This window comes from Maritimibacter sp. HL-12, from assembly GCF_900177545.1.
Classification (GTDB): domain Bacteria; phylum Pseudomonadota; class Alphaproteobacteria; order Rhodobacterales; family Rhodobacteraceae; genus Sinisalibacter.
Window position 1 is genome coordinate 620,394 of record NZ_FXBQ01000001.1, and the last position, 19,525, is coordinate 639,918.

Below are 19,525 nucleotides of genomic sequence, written 5' to 3' on the forward strand. Positions count from 1 at the left end.
CGTGTCGGGGGGTGTTGGTGCACCCCCTGGCCTCCCGTTAACCGGAGGCTTGAAGGCCCCGTTTAAAGGCCATGTTCAATTCGGAGGCCCGCAAGGCGAGATCGCCAGGGGCGAGGGTGTAAGGCGCGGCGAGACCAAGCGCGTGGGCGCAAAGCTCGGAGCAGAACCACCGATCGGGGATCTGGCGGCGGGCTCTGAATACCTGGCTGAACACGATACCCGGCAGATCGTATCCTGCGCCCAGTTCGGCCCGCGCAATCGAGAAGGCAGCGGGCGGATACCAAGGAGAAAGCGGCATCATGGCCCATCGGTTCGAGTGAAAAATAATCCGCTTTTCGCGCACGCCGCCATCGCGCCAGGAGGCCGAGATCGCCCTTCCCTGCCGGTGAAGCCCGCAATCGGATTTCTCGATCGTTCCCCAGTCCACCAGCTCGACATGGCTGTAGGGCGACCGCGTCGAACTGCGAACCAGCCGGTCCGTCAACTTTCCGGTGCCGCAATAGAAGGCTAGGCCCACGCGGCTCATGCCGGCACCCCCTTCTTGAGCTCAAGTTCGGTCACCAGCGGTGGCATGCGGTGGGTGACGCGCTTGATGTACCACTCGCCCTCGAACCCGGGCTTGAGGCGGGCGATGATGGCCGTCCCCCCGGCGAAAGCGGCGGGATTGAAGTAGGCCAGCGTCACGTTGAGCGTCACCGCCTCGCGCTGTGCGCGCTTCAGCTCGGCCTCGGCCGCCCTCGCCGCCTCGGCCTCGGTGGCATAGACGTGGCGAAGCCGTTTCACCGGCTTCTCGTCACCAGCGGTGACCTTGCGGGTCTCTCCCGCCTCGATGTCGCGCCACTCTGCCTCCACGGTGCCGTAGTTGCCCCGTTCCTCGAGCTGCCAGGTCCAGTCCGAAATCCCTACCGGGACCACACGGATCGGCACAATCGGCTCGCCCTCGGCATTGATCCCTTCGTTCTTGGGCACCACTACCAGCTTCTGCGCAGCGGGTTTGACAATGGCGTCAAGTTCCGCCGCGAGGCGGGTCAGGAAATGAAGATCGCTCTCGGCGGTCTGCGCGAGAAACGGGTAGAAGGTCGCGCCGATCCCGGCTTCAACCGTCGGAGACAGCCCGGCCTCGCTCGCGATCTGGCCAACGATGTCGGACAGGGTTTTCTCCTCCCACGCGCGCGACTTCGGCGCGCGCAGCGGACCGGCCATATCGGCGGCGGTGCCGGTAATCGTCATCGTGCGCACCGGGCCTTCGCCGCTCACCCCGTCGAGCGCAAAACTGCCCAGCCAGGTGAGCCCGGTTTCGCGGTAGCCGAGCGAGACGTCGATCATTGCGCCGCGTTCGGGGATCTCCAGCACACCGCCTGCATCGTCGAGCGTGATCTCCACGCGGTCGGCCCCGTCGCCGTCGTCGTCCGTCACCTCTACCATCAGGAGCCGCGCGGCGGCGGCAAAGGCGTTGCCGTCGATCGTGATCTTGTGTTTGGGATGCATCAGCCGCGCCCCCAGAGCCGCAAGACGCCGGTGTCAACCGGTTCCTCCACCTCCGGCAGGACGATAATCTGCCCGGGCTCGTAGATCGGCCCCAGAGCCGCAAGACCAGGGTTTGCAGCGAGCACGGCGGGAACATGGTGCTGCGAACCAAGTTCGGCCTTGCAGATTGCATCCAGCATGTCGCCCTGGCGTGTGCGGTAGGTCTTCATCCGTGATAGGCCCTAAGCGTGATGGTGAACTCGATCTTTCGCGGCGCGCCGTCGGCCATGAGGAAGCTCTTGGTCTCCTCGATGTTCTGGATCACCCACAGGCCCCAGACCCAGCCCCCGCCGTCGACCAGCATCATCGGTGTCGGCACTGCAGCTCCGGCCATGGCCCGCATCCGGTCGACCTGCCGCAGACCACCGGAAAAATGCGGGTAGATGACCCCTTCGAGGGTGATGATATCCTCACCGGGGCCGAGGTACTGCAGGCCCTCGGGCACCCCCAGGCGTGGCACCGGTTCCCAGCGCCATGACGAGCTCCGCCGCGCAATCTGATGGCTCGGGGCCGATGCCCCGAACCGAAACAGCCCGAGCGCCATCATCACCAGATCACCGAGCATAGGCCCCTCCGTCGTGCAGCGCGAAACCTGCGGCGCGGGCCTTCTTCTCGATCCGCCGCATCACCGAGCGCGCGATCTCTTCGGCCGACTGGCCCGGAGTAGCGTGGATGTGGATGTCGCCGATGCTGAAGCTGCCCCCGCCCGCCGCGCCGCCCGCCCGCAAGGTGCGGGCCGATACCACCCGTCCGTCGGTCGCGGGCTCGAAAAACTCCTGGCCCTCCTCGTTGATCGCATAGAGGAACCCGGCCCGCACGGGGCCACCAAGCGCGCGCTGCCCGCCCGGCGTGATCGGCTCGCCTGCATAATGGGGGCTGTAGGGATAGTCGGTGGCCTGGCGGCTCATCCCGGCCGTCATGGCGGCACTCTGTGCGGGCGACATCCCGACCGGATCGAAGGTGGCCGCCGTCTTGAGGGCGGCAACCACCGGCGCGACAATCCCGCCAAGCCGCGAGAACATCGCACCGATGGCGTCGAGGATCGGCCCGAGCGCCGCGCGCGCAACTTCCCAGGCGGCGGCGATCGGGTTGGTTGCGATCAGCAGGTCGATCACCGGTTTGATCGAGGTGTCCCAGTTGTCGGAAAAGAAACCCCCGATCGCCGAGAGCACGGTGTCGAACGTGTTCTTCAACGCCTCCCATCCCCGCTCGATCGCGTCGGTGACCCCGAGCTTGTCCATCACCGGCTTGATCACACCCTCCCAGACCAGCCGGAGCGGAAACGAGATCAGCCCGTAGTACTTGAGCATGGCATTCTTCAGCCCGCCCCAGCTGCGCTTCACGCCTTCAACGGCAAGGTCGCTGTCGCGCTGAAACACGCCGGTGAGGAACGTGCCAAAGCCACCGAAGGTGTCCTCGACATCGGCCCAGAGATCGCGAAACCAGGCGGTGATGCCATCCCAGTTCGAATAGATCAGCCAGGCCCCCCCGGCGATGGCGGCGATGGTCAATCCGATCGGGGTGAAAAGCGCCGCGCGGCCGAGCCAGAGGAGTGCGCGGCCCACCATCCTCAGCGCGAACGCGCTGAGGCGCGCGGCACCAGTCAGTTTGAAAAGGCCTTTGCCAACGAGCAAGAGGCCGAGGCCCAGCTTTGCAAAGCCAAGCACGAGCCCGAGCACCACCTTCCCCATCAGCAGCGCCGCCGCGAACCAGGCGAGGTTCTCCCACCCGCCGAGCAGCGCCGCCGTTGCCTCCAGCCAGGGATAGAGCTCCTGCCACACCTCCCATGCCCCGACACCGAACGCCTTGATGCCGCGAAGCACCGCCAGGATGTGATCGCCGACCACCTCGGCCATCGCCTGCAGCCGCCCGTCGGCCGCCATCTCGTCGAGCAGATCGAGGAGCGCGCGCAGCTCGCCCTTGAGAAACTCGAACGCGCCGCTCGCCATGATCATCCGCTGGAACTTGGCCCAGTGGTCGGCAACGTTGGAGAGCATGCCGTCGAAGGTGTTCGACAGGTTCTCCATGGAGCCTGCGAACTTCGCGTCGAAGATTTCCGTGAGCGTTGCCTCGATCGCCGCCCGGTCGCTCGCCAGGGCGCGCATGGTTTTCGACTGTCCGTCGAGCGTGTAGGCGTATTCGATGTAATCGCCCACCTTCGCTGCCTTGATCCCGAACTCCTTGAGCCGCTCGTTCTCCCCGGTCACCGCGTCGGCCACCGCCTCCACCGCCTGGATCAGCGGCTTTCCCATCGCCGCAGAGGTGTCGCCGAGGGTCTGAAGGAGCCCGTTGGTCGGATCCAGCCCGTAGGCGCGCAGCTTCACGAAGGCGTCCATGACCCCATCGAGCTCGTAGGGCGTCTTGACCGCGAACTCCTCGACCCAGCCCATCGCGGCCTTCGCCGCCTCGGCGGAGCCCTCGGTGGTCGTGAGGATCGTCTGGAATTTCTCGAACTGTCGTGACGGCCCGAGCAGGGCAAGGCCCAGCGCGGTGACCGCGCCGGTATAGGCCACCATCATCGTGCTGCCCCGCCTCGCCGCGGTACCGACATCCCCGAGACCGGACTTCATCATCCGCGCGCCACGGGTGACGGTCTGGGCATGCCGCATCATGCCCTGCCCCCCGATACGCTCGATCGCCTGCATCGCCTTGCGCGCCGGGGCCGTCGCCTTGTCGACGAGCTTCAGGATCAGTTCGATGTTCAGATCACTCATCGGGTCCGTCCGTTTTCGGCGCGCGGTCAAGTGCCAGTTCGTGCCAGCGGCTCAGCTCTTCGAGGCTCATGTCGACCATCTCCGAAGGCGGCCAGTGGAAGACGACGGCGATGTTCGCCATCGCCTCCTCCACATCCTCGACTAGTTGAGGCGCAGCTCCGCCTCCGCCTCGGCCTTCGCTTCCGGGGTCATAAAAAAACCGACCACCCGCGCCGCGAGGGTCATGAAGTCGGCCGGGTCCAGCCCGGCGACCTCGTCCGGCAGCAGAGCGGGTTGGGAAATACGCGGCAGAAGGACGCTCAGCGCGTTCACGTCCATCTGCAACACGTTGGTGAGCTTCAACCCGCGAAGCGCCCCCACGGACGGAATTCGGATCGCCACTTCGCGGATCTCCTCATCGCCCCGCTTGATTGGCTGAAGCAGCCGCACAGTGCCTTCATCGTGCATTTCAAGCCCTCCTTAAATGCCCATTGCGCGGCGGATCTCGGCGAGTTGGTCAACACCGCCGACCTTGCGGATCCCGGCGGCAAGATCGATCTCCCAGATCTCATCGCCGTTGATCTCCAGCCGGTAATAGCGGACGTCCATAGCGAGCTTGAGGTTGGATCCCTCACCCGGCTTGAGCGTACCGACTTCCGGCGCGGTGATCAGACCGCTCACAGTCGCGATGATGGTATCGGCGTCGCCGCCGCCTTCGGCCGAGGCGGCGGCGGGCCGGAACACGAAGCGCTGGACGGTACCGAGCATCTTCATCACATCGACCGGCCACTCGGCGAAGGTCAGATCGGCGGTCATGCCCTCGGTGCCCATGTCGATGCCGACAGGACCGTCCTGGCCTGCACCACGGTGCGCCTCGGTCTGGATCTTGACCTGCGGAAGAGTGCCCTCGGTGAGCCGACCAAAGTAGCTCACGCCATCGACGAAGGCGTTGAAGTTTCGGATCTTGCGGGGGTAGGCCATCTGTCAGGTCCTCCTTAGGCGGTTGCCACGACCTCCGCGACCAGTTCCTCGTAGTAGGAACCCTCGCGGTGGGCGCGGAAGGTGAGGTGTTCGAGCGGAGCGGGCGGCTCGATGTCGAAGTCGATGGTGAGCTTGCCGGCCTTCAGATCGGCTTCGGTGTTGAGCTCGGGGTCGATCCAGACCTTGCCGCCCAGGAGGGCACCGCGGGCAACGAGCTGGTTGATGTAGGCCTGCACGCTGTCGCGGATATCGAGGAGCAGCTGCACCGAGAACGGCCGGTCCATCGCCCAGCGGTGGGCGCTCTCGACACTCTCATAGACCATGTCGGCCGTGCGCCGGACGGCGTAGAACGCCCAGAGGGGATCGTCCGAGGTGGACCGGTTGCCCCAGGCGCGGAACCCCTCGTCGCGTACGAAGGTGATGATGCCGTGCTCGGTGAGGCGATTGGCCTCGGTGTTCGGATCGCTGAGCTTGTAGCCGATCGGACGCGACGTGCCTGCGATACCCTTTGCAAGCTGGTTAGACGCGCCCCACCAGAACCCCCGCTCGCCATCGACGCGCGACTGGATCCCGGCAACCACGGCAGACCCGGGACGGCTGACATAATCGGCCAGAGTGGTGTCGTAGACGAGCACATGGGGGTCGACGATCGCGAGCCGCTGGCTGCCGAAAAGCCCCTCGTAGGCGATCGCGTCGGCTTCGTTGGTGTTCGGGCTCTCGATGTAACCAAAGGCCATGAGCTGATCGACGATGCTCGTCAACGCCACCGCCACGGGGTTCTTCACCGCCGGGTCGGTCGGTTTCGTATGCCCGGGCGCGGCCAGCAGCTTCGGCGTCTGGCCGGTGAGAGCCTGCGCGGTCAGCAGCGCCCAGCAGCCGGTTTGCAGCGTTTCGTCGCCGACCACGTTGGCTTCGGTCGCAGCGGCGTCTAGGCCTTCCTCGACGCGGATGACGATCACTGCCGCAGCCTGTTCGCGATAGGCGGCAGTATAGGCGTCTTTCAGGGTGCCGCCGGCGCCCAGCGAGGCGGCCATGCGCGGGCCGGTAATCAGAACCGGCGTGTCCGCAGGGAACACGGCCTCATCGGCGTCCGGGGCCGTGCCTACGAACCCGATGATCGAGGACTTCACCGTGCGGATCGGGCGCAGGCCGTCATCGACCTCCGTGACCTCGCAGCCGTGCAGGAAATAGTCAGGCATTGGAGCCTCCTTGGTTGAAGATGGTCGATAGCAACATCAGCGTTCTCCTTCAGAACATCGCCGCCACGGCAGCGGCCTCGGGGGGCACCGGGGGCCAGGACGCATCGGCGGTGATATCGGCGTCGGGGTTTTCGGCGAGCGCGGCGGCGGTGGCCCGCATCGCCGCGACCCATTCGAGCGCGGCGGTGACGCCCGCGAGCAGGGACACCTGGTCCGGGCTGCGGTCGGGCTCGGGCACGCCGGACGCAATCGCCGCCGCCGTCGCCATGTTCATTTGCGCCTCGGCGGATGCATGCGCGTAGATGCGCGCGCGGCATTCGGCTTTGGCCGCGCTCAGGCGCAGATCATCACTTTTGGGTAATACCTGATCGAGTTCGTCGGCGCTCAAAATCCGATCACTTGTCACCAGCTTGATTGAGCCGTCGGCAAGGATCACACTGTCCTCTCCGAAGGTGGCCCGAACCACGTCGTGCACATTTTGGAAATGGTCCATCACAGATCCCTTACTTTGAAGCCGTAAGCAGTTATTGTTCGCAATTCCGCGATGCCAGCGGAGTCGTTTCGAGCGGTCTGTAAATTCACGTCGTGCCCGTCGATGATCATAGACCCGGTTTGGGAGAGGCTGGGCGAGAAGACTTCGTATCCCGCGGAGGCAGATACATTGCTGGCGCCGTCCGACCGCGATAGTCGCGCCTGAGCGGCAACAGTCCCGGTAACACCGGCCGAGACAGTCACGATCCATAGTCCGCTAGACAGGCCATCAAAGGTCTGGGCGGTCGCCCAACTGTTGCTCGAGTGTGACGCCGAGTTGACCACTCCTGTAAAGCTATCCCCCGCGCTCATGGGGGCAATGTCCGGGGTGATCTTGGTCCATTCCGTCCAAGTTGGCACCGCGTCCGTGCGCAACCGCGAATAAACCCAACCATCATCCGACACGCAGAGCTGGCGCGCCTTGCCGCCCGTGCCCTCGGTGTGGACCAGCGCGCCTGCGTAACCCGGTGCCGGGTTGCCGGTGGCCGCCGAGGTGATCTCGACCATGCCAGTCGCATCCAGCGCGTCGATATCCGCCGAAGAATTCGCGGTGCCACCGAGGCCGCCGAGCTGGAAGCGCAGCCATTCGGTGCGCTGCCCGAGTTGCAGGGCCTGCCAGTTTTGAAGCCCGCCATCGTTTTCCGGCTCGACGGGGCCACCTGTCGGCCACCATCCGTCCTCCTGCATCACGATGCCGTCGGGCCAGATAGCCTGATCGCCCGTCTCGATCGGCAGATTGTTGACCGTCGCCACGTTAACCATTTGCAATGTCCTCGTAGATATATGACCCGCCGAGCGGGATGTTCTGACCGAGAGCCCACACACCGGCACCCAGCTCGTGCCGCACGCCGGCGAACACGATAGCGCTCAAACGGCAGCGCGCGGGCGCCACCTTGGCCAGGCGGGACGCAAGCGCGTCCGCATCAGCCTTGGAGATCACCTGGTAAACGCGGACGAGATACTCGGCCCAATGGCCGGGCTTTCCCAACCGCCACGCCCGCCCCAATGGCCGGGCGCGCTCCCGCGTCGCGCGGGGTGCCGGCCCCAGCGCCATTCCCGCGTCGCCCAGCCGCCACAACCGCCCGAGCGGATACCTGGCGCCGGTGACGGACGGCCCGCCGAGCTGCGGATAGTCACTCGCCTCCACGATCTCGGCGCTGCCATAGCCCATCGCGGTCATTGCGGCGCGCACCCCGGCCGGCGTGCCCTTCTTCCGATGCACATCCACCGACGCCGCTATCACCGCGCGCTTGGTGGCCTCCGGCCATTCCTCATCCCAATCTTCGACGGAAAGAGCCCAGGCGAGGTGGCGCAGGTGCGAGGCCGGGCAGGTTTCCGGATCCCAGAGAGTGGCCACCGGCACCGGCACGCCCTCGATGCGGGCGGCGACGGCGAGATCGAGCGCCTCCTCGGCGTCGGTGCGGTTGGGTGGCAGGATGGTTTGCATCATGCTCATGCGGCCACCGTGAGCGTGATGGCGGTACAATACGGCGCTTCGCGCGGCCCGGCGGTGATGGTTGCCACCGGTGCGGTGAGGTCTACGAGGTCAACGCCGGGTCGATGCAGCGCGGCATACAGACCGGAGAGGCTGACCTGCGCGCCCAGCGCGTGCTGGGCCGCAACATAGGCTTCCACCGCCGCCTCGGCGGTCGCGAGCACATCGGCCTCGTTTGTGGCGGGCGCCAGATCCATCTCGGCGGTGACCTGGTAGGAGGTCACGGTCGCCGCCTCGACCTCGACGGTATCGCACAGCGGGCGGACGTCATCGGCGTTGAGCGCGGCCGCAACCGCGTCGAGCACCTCTTGTCCTGGCACGCCGTCACCGTCGCGTGACAGCACCGTCACCCGCACTTCGCCGGGCGTCGGGCTGTCAACGGCCACGTCCTTCACATCCGCATGCGCCGCAAGCGCGTGGTAGGCGTAGGCCCCCACCGGTCCAGCCGTCGAGAAACCCTCAAGCGAGAGCTGGATCCGCCCGCGCAGATCGTCGTCGGTCTCGCCAGCCAGGCGCACGACGCCCAGGAGCGCGGCGAGATTTTCCAGCCCCGCCCCCGTGGCCGTGGCCAGCATCACAGCGCGAGCGGCATCGTTCACGCGGCCACGCAAGAGCAGCTCGCGGTAGGCGGCGGCCTCGAGGATCTTGATGATCGGCTCGCTCTCAAGATCAAGCGCGGCGGCCACCTCGGGCGCGCGGGCGGCGACATCCGCCTTGAGCGCGGCGATGATCGCTTCCGCATCCAGCTGCTCGATCACCTCCGGCGTGGGCAGCGTGGCCAGGTCGATGGCGGAAAAGCCGGTCATGCGACACCTCGCATGGTGAGGTTCAAGGTGGTTTCAACGCCCTCATCAACGCTGCCCAAGAGCGCCAGATCGACCTGACCGGATCCGGCGCCCGCGATCTGGACCCGGCTCAATCTGAACCTCGGCTCCCACTTCTCGATCGCTTCGGCGGAGGCAAGATACAGGTCAATCACGGTCTCGCCGTTGATCGGGGCATCGATCAGGCGCGGCAGGTTGGACCCGTAGTCGCGCCGCAGCACGCGGCTGCCGATCGGCGTCGACAGGATGTCGCCGATCGACTGCGTCAGGTGCGCGTCACCGTCGAGCGAAAGCCCCCTATGCCGATCCATCCCGATCACGACTTGTCGCTCTCCTTGGCCGGTTCAGATTTTGCAGCCGATACCTTCCGGGCGGAGGCCGGTTTGACGTTCTCGTATTTCGCCTGAGCGGCGGTCATCTCGACCAGATCGCCCTTCTTGACCCGGCGCCCGGCCATCCATCCGTCGCTCTGCACTTCGAACCAGGTCTTCTGCTCGGCTTTCTTGTCAGCTTTCTTGTCAGCTTTCTTGTCCGCCATCACTGCGGTCCTCCTGTATTGCCGCCACCCGGCATGACGCCGCCGTGGACATGGGTTGAAAGCGCGATCCCGTTGGCGGTGACCTCGCCGTTGACTTCGATGTCGCCATTGACAACGAGCTTGCCGCCGCCGAGCTCGATCATCGGCGTTGCCGGATCGGACGAGGGAGCGTTGCCGGCATAGATCCCGGCCAGGATCACGCCGCGCGCTGCCTCACCGGAGGGCACGACGACCACCACCTGCTCACCCACCGCGGGCATCCACCAGAAGCTCAGCGCACCAGCACGCATATGCGCCACGGCGAACCAGCCTTCGATTTCGCCGGCCTTCACCCGCGCCCGCGAGGTCGCGGCATCCACATCGGTAACCGTTCCGATCTGAACCACATTGGCCACGCGACGGTCCCCTTCGGCTGCAGCCATGCTCATGCCTGCCCCCCTTCGATATGCGGGTTGACGTAGAGATCGATTGGCAAGGGCTCCGCGGCTGGCACCTCGGTGAGCGCAACCGGCTGCACCCAGCTCACAGCGGCAAGGTGAACATTGAGCTTTTCGCTCGCGGTGCTCACCAAGGTCAGCGCACGCACCTTCTCGGCCTCCCCCACATCCTCGAACCCCCAACGATTGTTCGGCACCAACTGAAGCAGCGCCTGGACGATGTTCGCGGCGGCGCGATCGCGGGAGAGCCCGAGGCTGTCGCGGGTGACGACGAACGCCGCCATGTCGAAAGCAAAGGTGATGAACGGTCCGCCCAACTGCTGATCGATCCGCCCGTCAAGGCGCGAGATCATGACCGCAGGCGCCATGATGCCACTGGCCTGAAGCCGGGCAAGATCGAACCGCCCTGCCATCGCCCGGCAATTCTTCAGGTCGGGGAGTACGACACCGACGCGCTCGGCAATGGCTTCGGGCAGATCGGCCAGGAGGGTTTCGGGTACGCTCATTGCAGGAGGTCCTCGATCTCTCCGATCACCAGCGCCCGGATCTCCTCCTGGTCATCGTCCGAGAGCCCCAGCCAGGGCCGCGCCGGGATGTTCGATCCCACCTCGGCCCCACCGAAATGATGGATCGCGGCGTAGACGAGCGGAGAGCCGACGTGGATCTCGGTGCCATCGGTATAGTTCTGGACGGAGGTCAGCAGATCGTTGTTGCCCACCAGGAGCGAGTGCCCGCCGTGGCGCGTCGCGGCGTAGGCCCCAGACCAGTCCGGCCATGCCCCGCCTTTCGGGCCTTCCTTTTCGGTCGCGATCCGCTCGCGGGTCGAGTTCTCCAGAAGCTGCCCGATATCGAAGGCAAGATCGGGCAACCGCTCGTGCAGCCCCTCGAACCGGCCCGCGACGGCGGCGATCTTCTGGATCTCGACGGCGTAGAGTAGGCCGGCCATCACAGATCCCTCGTCTTGTCGCGGGTCCAGAGCTTCTCCGGGCCACCGGCCACAATCGGCTGCGGCCCGTCGGGCAATGGTTCCTCCCCCTCGACGAGCGGCTCGGCGGGCAGGACCAGCATGGCCTCGCCTTTCGCGATCCGCTTGAGATGGGCGATCGTGTCTTCATAGCGGCGACGGTGCTCTTCAGAGAGAACGTCGGCCGAGAGCGCGAGGCGGTAGAGCGCGATATCGACGCAGGCCTGGCCGACGATCTCCGGAACATGGGTGAGCGGCACGGAGTAGCGCACGCCCAGGAAGCTGTCGATCTCGCCGGAGGCCAACTGAAGCGCGCGGGTCACCGCCGCAACATCGGCCACGCCGTCGCCATCGCGGTCGGCAACGTAGAGCGCGTTTGCGCCGTAGAGCTCCTCGATGTCGGTCTGCGTTGCGTAGGCCATTGGCTCCGGTCCTGGTTCAGGTTGCCCGAGGCGGCGCTGCCACCTCGCCTCGGGCTTCGACCGGCCACTGGCCACCTGGGGGGATGTCTGCTCGCCCGCGTCCGGTCATTCGAAATCGCTGGGGGGGCTCACACTCGGCTTGTCCGCCGTCGGCCGCCGCCCCCCCCGGAACGGCCCCTCTGGGGTTTATTCCTCAGCCGGGGCGGTGAACCCGCCCTCGACCTCTTCCTTGAAAACCTCGTCGCGGAGCGCCGCGTTGATCTTCGTGCCCTCGGGCAGAAGCTCCTTGAGCGCTTCGATCCTCGGCTTGCCATCCTTCTGGAAGTCCTCGGCACCGAGCTGGTGGATCGCCTCGGCGATGACACGCCGAAGCGCCTCGTCGTCGCCGTTCTCCACCAGGTCGGCTTCACTCGCCGGTTCAACAACGAGCCGGGGCTCCTCCATGATGCGCTTCCACTCGTCGTCGGTGAGATCGTCGACGGGCACGATGGTTCCCGCTTTCGTCCACTGCCGGCCGCAGCGCCAGAAGCTCTCGACACCAGCGACGGTCTTGACCAGGCGCGCGCTCATCACGCCACCCAATCCGTGTCGAGCACTTCGACCGCGTTGTAGTTCGCGTTCGAGGCACCGCCATCGCCGAGCATCACCTTCACGGTCTTGTTGGCCGCCGAGCGGAGCTCCGGCCCGACGACGAGCAGGTTGGGCTTGATGCCAAGCGGACGACCATTCACGTCGCGCAAGCCGCGCATCTGTGCAATCGCGGCGTCGAGCGCGTCGCCGTCGAGATCCGCGCTGGAGGCATAGGCCATCTGCCAGAAACCGAAGCCCGCGTTCGAGCGCGCATCGACGCCGTAGAGGAAGGTCTTCGAGTTGAAGACACTGTCCGAGGTCTTCGGGTCGGTCTTCGACACGAACTCCGGCGCCTTGCGCTCCTGGAAGATCAGCGGCTTCAGCGGGCGGGTCGTGTCGAGCAGGTACCAGTACGGGTTGCTTGTGGCGTCGCCCGAGGTGTCGACGTTCGAGACGGTGATCACGTCCCCGGCCTCGTCGAAGCTCGGGTGGTCGGTATCGAAGAAGTTCTGGCCATCGAAGCACAAGGTGGTCTTGCCGGCCTTGAGCAGTGAGAACACGAGGTCGTCGGGCTGCTGGGCGGCAGAGTGACCCATCTCGGCGAAGAGCGGCGTGTAGACCCCGAGGTTGTCGTCCTCGATATCGTTGCGGTCGACCCCGACGGTGGCTTCGAAATCCTTGTTGACGATGGTGTAGCCAAAGGCCTCCATGTCCTTGATCACGCGATCACCGACCCATTCCCGCATCTTCGGGAACTTGCCGAGCCAGCCGTAGGTTTCCGACTTCGAGGTGGATCGGATGACGGTCGCGACCCTCTGGTAGTCGCTCGCGGGGCGGGTCGCGTTGAATGCGTCCTGGAAGGCTTTCTTGTAGCCGATCTGGAGCGCGGCGACCGAGGCGGCGGTGACGATCATTGGGCGTTCTCCTGTTTCGCCGTGGCGTAGTCTTCATGGCTCAGGCCCAGGGCGTCGGCCGCAGCCTTCTCCTCGGCATTGAGTGCGGTGGCTGTCTTGTCGTGCTTCTTGCCGTCAAGGCCGGAGGTGTCGGCAATGACCGGCGCCGTGCCCACGAACGCCTGGAACCGTTCCAGCCCGTCCTCGGTGGCTCGGCAGGTGGCCAGGTGATAGTCGCGCGAGGCCGGGGCGATCTTGCCCGCCTCGATTGCGGCGTCGACCGCCTGCTCGATCCCGGTTTCACGGCGAGCCTTCTCGCCCTCTTCGAACGTGGCGATCCGGTTGAGCGCCAGGTCGTGATCCGCACGTGGCACGAACTGACCCGGATCGGGGTGCTGCGCGGAGTTGAGGGCAGTCGCCTTCTCCTCCTTGAGCTTGGTGATCGCCACGACCGCATCGGCGGCGGTGGCATCGGCGTTGAGGCCGAGCGCCTCAAGGATCGCCTTGTCCATGATGTTCTCCTCTTCGGAGCCCTCGGCATTGAGGGCGGCGAGCTGAAGGTTGGGATTGTTGGTGAGACCGGCCGAGACCATTTTCAGGATCGCCCCGGAACCCGGTTCAAAGCGGAAGGCAGGTGAGAGGTAGCGATAGGCACGGTCGGCGATCAACGCGCGACCGGACTGGTTCCATTCGACCTTGCCCCAGAGCACCCCCTCGCGCACCTCCATGTCCTCGATCCAGCCCACGGCCGGGGCCGGGTCGCCATTCGGCGCCTTGAGCTGCGAGGCATGCTCGATGTCGATCTGGGGGCGCTTCTGGTCTTCGCGGAACCGGACGACGACATCCTCCGGGTTCGGCAGCGACCACGCGCGCCCATCCCGCCCCGAGATCTTCGGGCCAGCAGGCAGAAGCTGCACCCACTCCGGAACGCTGCCGTCCAGGAAGTTGAGCGCAAGAGGGGTGGTGGTGGCGAGCGACTTGATCATGAGCCGACAATGGCCGGGGCAGCAGGGCAAAACACCCCTGACAGGTGTCAGGGTGTCGGAGCCTTCGGAGTGTGGAAACCCGACGAGGCGCTGAGCGGGCCGCAGAGCCGCCTCGTCGGCCTCAGCGTAGGCGGAGGCGGATTAATCCGCAAGGCCGCTCCTGCCCCGTTAAATGACCGTTTAACGGCGCGATCTGTCGCAGAGGTTCGGTCGCACCGGCGCACGGCATTGCAATTCCGGGTCAAAAGGGCCAAGTATCGGGTGCGCCCGAGCCAAGTATCCCGTCTAGCCGGCCAAGGGTCGCGAGGGATGTGACGTCCCTCCGGGCGCGTCACTCTCTCACCACCTCCCCACGCTCCAGAAGCCGGCGCAGGTAGCGGGCGGAATGCAGTTTGTAGAACGTGGTCAGGTAGAGTTCGTCTCCCGCGACCGTCCGCTTGATTACGGCGATCCACGGCAGGTCGATTGTCCGCTCCAGGAATGCCAGGTTTCGCTCGTCGACCCGGATCACCCTGCCGCCCTCGATCAACTCGACCAGACGCACGTAGTCCTTGGGCGAAATCTCCGGATGCTTCGACACCTGCTTCAGGGCGGTCTGTTCCGATATCCGAACAATGGCCGTATCAGACCCGATGATCCCCCGCAGGGTTTCGTCCAGCATCGCAACCGGCACCGTTCCCGGCGCCTCGCCTGCCAGGACCCTGCGTGCGCGCCAACTGCTCGCCATGTCTCGCATGGCAGAACGGGCAACCTGCGGATCCGCATCGCGGAGTTTGCCCTCCGTCAGGCGCTCTAGAGCGTCAAGGCGCTGCTGGCCTGGATTGCGCTCCCAGCCCGGGTCGATGCCGACAGGGACATCCTTAACTTCACCGGTACGTTTGTTGACAACACGCCGAAGCGGCGTGTCGGGGTCGGCGCTGATCCCCTTCGCCTCGGCCTGGCGCTGGGTGAGCTGCTTGACCCAGCATTTGCAGCCCCAGCCGTTGGGCGGCATCCACTCCTGCCAGAACGGGTGATCGGCCGGCAGCACCAGCCCCTCCTTGTCGGCATGGTGTTCGCGGTGCACCTCGCTTGGACCGAGCCGGTATTCGAGGTAGGGCAGCGCGTCCTTGCTGCGCTGGATGCGCTCCCATTGCCCGGCCGACCGTGCCGACGCGAGGTTCGCCCTGTAGATCGTGCGCAACCGACGGGGTGACCCGAGCTGCGCCTTGACCAGCTCGCCCGTGAGTGGGTCGATCACCTCGGACTTGCCCCACCAGCCGAGTTCCTGAAGGCGCGGGCGCAACTGCTTCTGGAAGGTGGCGAAGGGCAGACCCTCGTCGACCGCCTTTTGCAGTTCCTCCCGGATCGCGGTCAGCACGTCCAGCTCCATCGCCTTGGCGACCGTGAAGGCAACCGCGTGCTCCTCGGGCTCGACATCCTCCCAGGAGAAGGACGGTGTCATCCCCTTGTTGCGCAGGAACCGCGAGGCCTCCGGCGGCGGACCGGGGGTGAAGCTGTAGCCGGGTTGGTCGGTGAAATCGGGCAACGCGCCCTCCTACCATTTCGGTTTCGGAGGTGGCGGCGCGGAGGGGCATGAAGGGTGCGGGCATACCGCGCCCCGACCGGCTTCATCGTCGGCAGCTCCGATCGGGTCGACCCAGGGCCAATAGATCAGGGTTGCAATAACCCCGACGATTACACCGGCCAAGAATGCCAGCATGAAGATCTCAGCCATCCTTCACGTCTCCCATTACCCGGGCCTTGAACATCCCCTTCACCAGCGCCCCGATCACCGGCGCGGTCGCGATGTTCGGCAGGACCTCGGCAAGCCGCTCCATCGCATCCTCGTAGCTCGTGGCCTCGGCGATCAGGTCTTCGATCGGGCCGAGGATCGGTTCCATGACATCTTCCCAGTCAGCCTGCATCTCGGCCTCGATCTCGTCGATCTCGTCAGATGGCACGGTCTCGCGGTTGAGGGCGGTGTTGGTGGCAGGCAGCGCCGCTGCCGGACGACCGGCGATCACCTCGTCTTCCTTCTCGGGTTCCGATAGCTTGAGCCGCCCGCGCAACTCGGATTGTTTCACCCGGAGACCGAGCGGCACGAGCTTTGCTACCCCATTCACGAGCGCGGTGATGTCTTCGGGCTCCTCGATATCGATCGCGAGGTGCGGATACCTGGCCTGCTTGCCGAAGTTGAGATCGACGAAGGGGCGGACCAGATCGCGGTTGAGCGTTCCGGTCACGCCACGGGCATCGGCCTGGGCGAGATCAAGGCGCACATCGTTGTGCACCTGCGCCTGGGAGTTCGACGAACCGTTGTCGGCGGTCATCGTCTGCCCTAGCACCGCCTTCGATATCTGTTCGTCGAGAAAGCGCGCAAGGCTTTCGAAGATCCGCTCGCCGACCGAGCCGGCCGAGACCTGCTCGAAATCGATTTCCATGGATCTGGGCAGCACCGCCGCCGCGTCGGTGCCGATGTTGGCCACTGCCGTGAAGAGCGTCTGCACATCCTTCGCCGTCGCCTCCGGACCATAGCGTCCGAGCCGGAGCGGCAAGCCATAGGTTTCGACGAAGGCCATCCAGTCCTTCAGATCGTAGGCCTTGCACATCCAGCTGAAGGCGACGACACGGGCGAGGCCGCCACGCATGGCGAGGCCCGACTTCATCTTTGCGCGATGGACGATCCACTTGAACGGATCGAGCGCGAGCCCGTCGACAGGCGCGCTCACATCGCGCAGGCGCAGCTCCTCGCCGGTGTCGCGGTCGAAGGTGAAGAAATGTCCGGGGCGGTAACGGAAGCGGTCGGGCCACCACAGACGTGCCGATCTCCCCCAGACGATCTCGATTGCCGAAAACCCTTTGCCCAGGGCATCAAGCGCGTCCTCAACGAGGTCGGAGAACCCATCGTGCTCGGCAATGTGTTCGCGCACTGCTTTTGCGATCTTCTCATCCTGCGGATCCTCGGAGGCCGCCTTGACAGTCGGGGTCACTCCGGAGATCGCGCGCTTTCGCATTCCCAGAACCGAAGCATAGTGCGGATCGCGCTCCTCCATCTCCTCGGCCAGCACGAGGAACTCATAGGTTTCGCCGTCGTCACATGCGCGCAAAATCCCGGCGAGTTTCTGAGGCGTGAGCCCCGACGCGACGGTGGGAGCAAAGGCCTGGCGAACAGAGGTGATGCCGGGCTCCGCCACCTCGCGGGTCAGCACCTTGCGCACCACCGGGCGGCCATCGGGGCCGAGCAGCTGCGACGCGACTTCAATCTCTGCCATCACCATACTCCTTTTGCTGCGCCGAATCCGGCAGTCAGCCGGATCGGGCGGTCGTCGTCGCCCCTCGGGTCGGCACTCACCGGCTGGTAGGCGTAAGGTTGGTAGTCGGTCTGCGCGGCCGCCGCTGCAAGCGCGCCCGCCCAGAACCGGTCGCCGTGACCGTCGGTGTCGCCGTCGACGACCAGGCGACGGATGCCGGTCGCACCGACCCGGCTCTTGATCGCGTGAAGATCTGCGCGCAGGAGCGGGTCTCCAGCCGGGATGAGCTTGGTGCGGTCCTGCATCCGTTCCTTCAGCACCGTGGCCATCTCGAGCTTTCGGGCGGCCGAAAACAGCACGCCATCTACCCGGCTCTCACCGTAGCGGCGCTTGGCGTCCTCCACGGGCTTCTCGCCCATGCCGGTCTGGTCCATTGCCGCCCGAACCACCCGGTACCGATCGAACACATCATCGAGAAGGCGATCCTGCTCGGCGAAGGTGACACGCTTCTTCGCGATAATCTCCCTCGTGACGAGCCGATCGCGCACAAGCTCGTCGACCCAGATCACGAACAGGTCGTTGCGCGCGGCGATGTCGACCCCGACAAAAACCTGCCCGCCCTCGTAGAGCCCAGGCTGCCCGGCCCAGTCCCGCTCGCATTCAGAGATCAGGTCGTAGTCGAGCCACGACGACGCCTCGTCGAGCCACTTGAGCTCGAACTCCTGCGCCCAGGCGTCCTCGTCGGCCATACCGGCGCGCAGCTCGTCGATGTTCACGTCGAGGCCCTGGCGCACGGCCTCGTAGATGTCGACCACGTGTTTCGACCACACGTTGTTTTCGGCCGTCATCAGTTCGTAGAACTTGTTGCCCTTGCCGTTCGGCGTCGAGATCACCCGGATCTTGTGCCCGCCCCGTGCCGCAACCGGATAGGCCGAGGCCCAGATCGCACGGCTGTCGGCATGGAAGGCGAACTCGTCGAGCAGCAGGTTGCCGCCGAAGCCGCGCGCCGCATCGGGGCTGGCCGAGAGCGCGATCACCCGGCTTCCACCAGGGTAATGGACCTCGTGGGTCTTGTAGGTTGCCTCGGGCACGTCGACCTTGAACACCCTGTCACCCTGGCGCACTTCACGGTAATGCGCCGGAACGTGGAAGGCATCCTCGACGAAGGTCGGCTCGCCCCGCTTTGCCAGCTCGCTATAGGCCGCGTAAAAGGCCCGGGTGAGCGGCTTCAACGCATCGTTCAACGCCTCCTTGGCCGTGTTCTCCGAGCGGCTCAGGATGGTCCACCGCACCTTGCGCCCGTCGATCTCGGCCAAAGTGCAATCGTCAACGATCTCGCCGGATGAGCCGAAGGTCTTGCCGCCGCGTCGGGTGAACATCCCGATCTTGAAGCGGCTCTGGTCCTTGATCCAAGCGCGCTGATAGGGGAGCCAGGAGACCGCGCGTTCCAAGGGGGCGGTCATTAGCCCGCCTCGCGGATGGCGGTATGATACCATCGGCCACGCCACCGCTGCAGGCGATGGATGTAGCCAAGGTGTTCAATCTCCCGTCTCTCGCCGAATACCCGCACCAACAGCAGGATCCCGAACCTGGCCCGCCGCGTTTCGGCAATCGCCAGGGTGACCGCAAGTCCCTTCTTCATATCGGGCTTCAGCATCATTCGAACCCCATGATCTCGCGCGCCTTGCGCGCGGCATCGGCCATGGACCCGCCCTCGGCCTCAGCCTCATCGAGGCGGTCGGTAACCTCCGCCATCGCTGCCGCGCGCGCCTCCTCGGCGATCCGCTTGCGCTCCTCTTCCACCAGCTTTTCCCGGATCCCGGACGATGCCATCACGTCCTTCAACATCCGGCCGAGGAAGTGCAGTTCTTTCGGATCGATCTCGTCGGCACTCTTGTTCTGCATTCCCATCATCACCTTGAAAGCCAGCGTGGTGATCATTTGGAAAAGCACGTTGTGGCGCTTTGCCTCTTCTTCGAGCCCATTGCCCTGCATCCAGTCAGCGGCCCAGCGCGAGGCCTCTTCCTGATACTTGACGAACTCGCGGTGCTCCTGACCAAAGGAATGCAGAGCCGACTTGCCGATCCTGAGCTCAAGCCCGCGACCTTCCAGCATTGCGTTTAGATCATCGGCGAGATCTTCGTAGCCCGCAAACCCGCGCTCCTGGAGCGCGTCCTTCAGCCAGGCCCTTAGCTCGTCGGGCAGGAGATCGACCTTGCGCGGCGGGGGCAT

General features: G+C 65.5%; 27 protein-coding genes. All 27 read right to left on the reverse strand.

The genetic code is table 11. The features are described from left to right. Nucleotides 1-37 precede the first annotated feature (37 nt). The 27 genes from B9Y97_RS03155 to B9Y97_RS03285 all read right to left on the reverse strand — a co-directional run bounded on the left by B9Y97_RS03155 (nt 38) and on the right by B9Y97_RS03285 (nt 19,525). On the reverse strand, nt 38-526 hold the full coding sequence (locus tag B9Y97_RS03155; protein WP_085525393.1) for a hypothetical protein: 489 nt from the start codon (nt 524-526) through the stop codon (nt 38-40). Then, the gene (locus B9Y97_RS03160; RefSeq protein WP_085525394.1) at nt 523-1,488 is read right to left on the reverse strand and encodes a phage late control D family protein; all 966 of its coding nucleotides are present in this window, start codon (nt 1,486-1,488) and stop codon (nt 523-525) included. Before B9Y97_RS03160 ends, B9Y97_RS03155 begins: the two co-directional genes overlap by 4 nt. Beyond that, the gene (locus B9Y97_RS03165; protein ID WP_085525395.1) at nt 1,488-1,697 is read right to left on the reverse strand and encodes a tail protein X; all 210 of its coding nucleotides are present in this window, start codon (nt 1,695-1,697) and stop codon (nt 1,488-1,490) included. The genes B9Y97_RS03160 and B9Y97_RS03165 overlap by 1 nt, the downstream gene beginning before the upstream one ends. Next, nucleotides 1,694-2,092, reverse strand: a complete 399-nt coding sequence (locus B9Y97_RS03170) for a phage tail protein (RefSeq protein WP_085525396.1) — start codon at nt 2,090-2,092, stop codon at nt 1,694-1,696. The genes B9Y97_RS03165 and B9Y97_RS03170 overlap by 4 nt, the downstream gene beginning before the upstream one ends. Then, nucleotides 2,082-4,241 carry a tape measure protein gene (locus tag B9Y97_RS03175; RefSeq protein ID WP_085525397.1) on the reverse strand — a complete coding sequence of 720 codons (2,160 nt, stop codon included), beginning with the start codon at nt 4,239-4,241 and terminating at the stop codon, nt 2,082-2,084. Before B9Y97_RS03175 ends, B9Y97_RS03170 begins: the two co-directional genes overlap by 11 nt. Then, nucleotides 4,234-4,362 (reverse strand): GpE family phage tail protein, encoded by a 129-nt coding sequence (locus tag B9Y97_RS03180; RefSeq protein WP_085525398.1) that lies wholly within the window; start codon nt 4,360-4,362, stop codon nt 4,234-4,236. The genes B9Y97_RS03175 and B9Y97_RS03180 overlap by 8 nt, the downstream gene beginning before the upstream one ends. 20 nt (nt 4,363-4,382) lie before the next feature. Then, nucleotides 4,383-4,688, reverse strand: a complete 306-nt coding sequence (locus B9Y97_RS03185; RefSeq protein WP_085525399.1) for a phage tail assembly protein — start codon at nt 4,686-4,688, stop codon at nt 4,383-4,385. Between the two features lie 12 nt (nt 4,689-4,700). Continuing rightward, nucleotides 4,701-5,201, reverse strand: coding sequence for a phage major tail tube protein (locus tag B9Y97_RS03190; protein WP_085525400.1), 501 nt, complete (start codon nt 5,199-5,201; stop codon nt 4,701-4,703). 14 nt (nt 5,202-5,215) lie between these two features. Then, the gene (locus B9Y97_RS03195) at nt 5,216-6,400 is read right to left on the reverse strand and encodes a phage tail sheath C-terminal domain-containing protein (protein ID WP_085525401.1); all 1,185 of its coding nucleotides are present in this window, start codon (nt 6,398-6,400) and stop codon (nt 5,216-5,218) included. A gap of 49 nt (nt 6,401-6,449) precedes the next feature. Continuing rightward, nucleotides 6,450-6,836 (reverse strand): hypothetical protein, encoded by a 387-nt coding sequence (locus tag B9Y97_RS03200; RefSeq protein WP_139828211.1) that lies wholly within the window; start codon nt 6,834-6,836, stop codon nt 6,450-6,452. Between the two features lie 56 nt (nt 6,837-6,892). Beyond that, on the reverse strand, nt 6,893-7,693 hold the full coding sequence (locus B9Y97_RS03205) for a hypothetical protein (RefSeq protein WP_085525403.1): 801 nt from the start codon (nt 7,691-7,693) through the stop codon (nt 6,893-6,895). After that, nucleotides 7,686-8,381, reverse strand: coding sequence for a phage tail protein I (locus B9Y97_RS03210; protein WP_176224278.1), 696 nt, complete (start codon nt 8,379-8,381; stop codon nt 7,686-7,688). The genes B9Y97_RS03205 and B9Y97_RS03210 overlap by 8 nt, the downstream gene beginning before the upstream one ends. A 2-nt stretch (nt 8,382-8,383) precedes the next feature. Continuing rightward, on the reverse strand, nt 8,384-9,232 hold the full coding sequence (locus tag B9Y97_RS03215) for a baseplate assembly protein (RefSeq protein ID WP_085525405.1): 849 nt from the start codon (nt 9,230-9,232) through the stop codon (nt 8,384-8,386). Next, nucleotides 9,229-9,561: a GPW/gp25 family protein gene (locus B9Y97_RS03220; protein WP_085528072.1), complete on the reverse strand. Its 333-nt coding sequence runs from the start codon at nt 9,559-9,561 to the stop codon at nt 9,229-9,231. The genes B9Y97_RS03215 and B9Y97_RS03220 overlap by 4 nt, the downstream gene beginning before the upstream one ends. Nucleotides 9,562-9,566: 5 nt before the next feature. Next, complete coding sequence (locus B9Y97_RS03225) at nt 9,567-9,788, reverse strand: hypothetical protein (protein ID WP_085525406.1); 222 nt, start codon at nt 9,786-9,788, stop codon at nt 9,567-9,569. Beyond that, nucleotides 9,788-10,216, reverse strand: coding sequence for a phage baseplate assembly protein V (locus B9Y97_RS03230; protein WP_085525407.1), 429 nt, complete (start codon nt 10,214-10,216; stop codon nt 9,788-9,790). Before B9Y97_RS03230 ends, B9Y97_RS03225 begins: the two co-directional genes overlap by 1 nt. Next, complete coding sequence (locus B9Y97_RS03235; protein ID WP_085525408.1) at nt 10,213-10,731, reverse strand: hypothetical protein; 519 nt, start codon at nt 10,729-10,731, stop codon at nt 10,213-10,215. The genes B9Y97_RS03230 and B9Y97_RS03235 overlap by 4 nt, the downstream gene beginning before the upstream one ends. Beyond that, the gene (locus tag B9Y97_RS03240; RefSeq protein ID WP_085525409.1) at nt 10,728-11,171 is read right to left on the reverse strand and encodes a phage virion morphogenesis protein; all 444 of its coding nucleotides are present in this window, start codon (nt 11,169-11,171) and stop codon (nt 10,728-10,730) included. The genes B9Y97_RS03235 and B9Y97_RS03240 overlap by 4 nt, the downstream gene beginning before the upstream one ends. After that, nucleotides 11,171-11,611 (reverse strand): gp436 family protein, encoded by a 441-nt coding sequence (locus tag B9Y97_RS03245; RefSeq protein ID WP_085525410.1) that lies wholly within the window; start codon nt 11,609-11,611, stop codon nt 11,171-11,173. The genes B9Y97_RS03240 and B9Y97_RS03245 overlap by 1 nt, the downstream gene beginning before the upstream one ends. A gap of 186 nt (nt 11,612-11,797) precedes the next feature. Beyond that, nucleotides 11,798-12,181 carry a hypothetical protein gene (locus tag B9Y97_RS03250; protein WP_085525411.1) on the reverse strand — a complete coding sequence of 128 codons (384 nt, stop codon included), beginning with the start codon at nt 12,179-12,181 and terminating at the stop codon, nt 11,798-11,800. Beyond that, complete coding sequence (locus B9Y97_RS03255) at nt 12,181-13,095, reverse strand: Mu-like prophage major head subunit gpT family protein (protein ID WP_085525412.1); 915 nt, start codon at nt 13,093-13,095, stop codon at nt 12,181-12,183. Before B9Y97_RS03255 ends, B9Y97_RS03250 begins: the two co-directional genes overlap by 1 nt. After that, the gene (locus B9Y97_RS03260; protein ID WP_085525413.1) at nt 13,092-14,060 is read right to left on the reverse strand and encodes a phage protease; all 969 of its coding nucleotides are present in this window, start codon (nt 14,058-14,060) and stop codon (nt 13,092-13,094) included. Before B9Y97_RS03260 ends, B9Y97_RS03255 begins: the two co-directional genes overlap by 4 nt. A gap of 331 nt (nt 14,061-14,391) precedes the next feature. Beyond that, a complete protein-coding gene (locus B9Y97_RS03265; RefSeq protein ID WP_217809431.1) occupies nt 14,392-15,588 on the reverse strand; it encodes a phage head morphogenesis protein in 1,197 nt (398 codons plus the stop codon). Nucleotides 15,589-15,769: 181 nt separating this feature from the next. Continuing rightward, a complete protein-coding gene (locus tag B9Y97_RS03270) occupies nt 15,770-17,314 on the reverse strand; it encodes a DUF935 domain-containing protein (RefSeq protein WP_139828212.1) in 1,545 nt (514 codons plus the stop codon). Next, entirely contained in the window at nt 17,314-18,756 is a 1,443-nt protein-coding gene (locus B9Y97_RS03275; protein WP_085525415.1) for a terminase large subunit domain-containing protein, read from the reverse strand. Before B9Y97_RS03275 ends, B9Y97_RS03270 begins: the two co-directional genes overlap by 1 nt. Beyond that, the gene (locus tag B9Y97_RS03280; protein WP_085525416.1) at nt 18,756-18,953 is read right to left on the reverse strand and encodes a hypothetical protein; all 198 of its coding nucleotides are present in this window, start codon (nt 18,951-18,953) and stop codon (nt 18,756-18,758) included. The genes B9Y97_RS03275 and B9Y97_RS03280 overlap by 1 nt, the downstream gene beginning before the upstream one ends. Then, nucleotides 18,950-19,525, reverse strand: coding sequence for a phage protein Gp27 family protein (locus B9Y97_RS03285; RefSeq protein ID WP_085525417.1), 576 nt, complete (start codon nt 19,523-19,525; stop codon nt 18,950-18,952). The genes B9Y97_RS03280 and B9Y97_RS03285 overlap by 4 nt, the downstream gene beginning before the upstream one ends.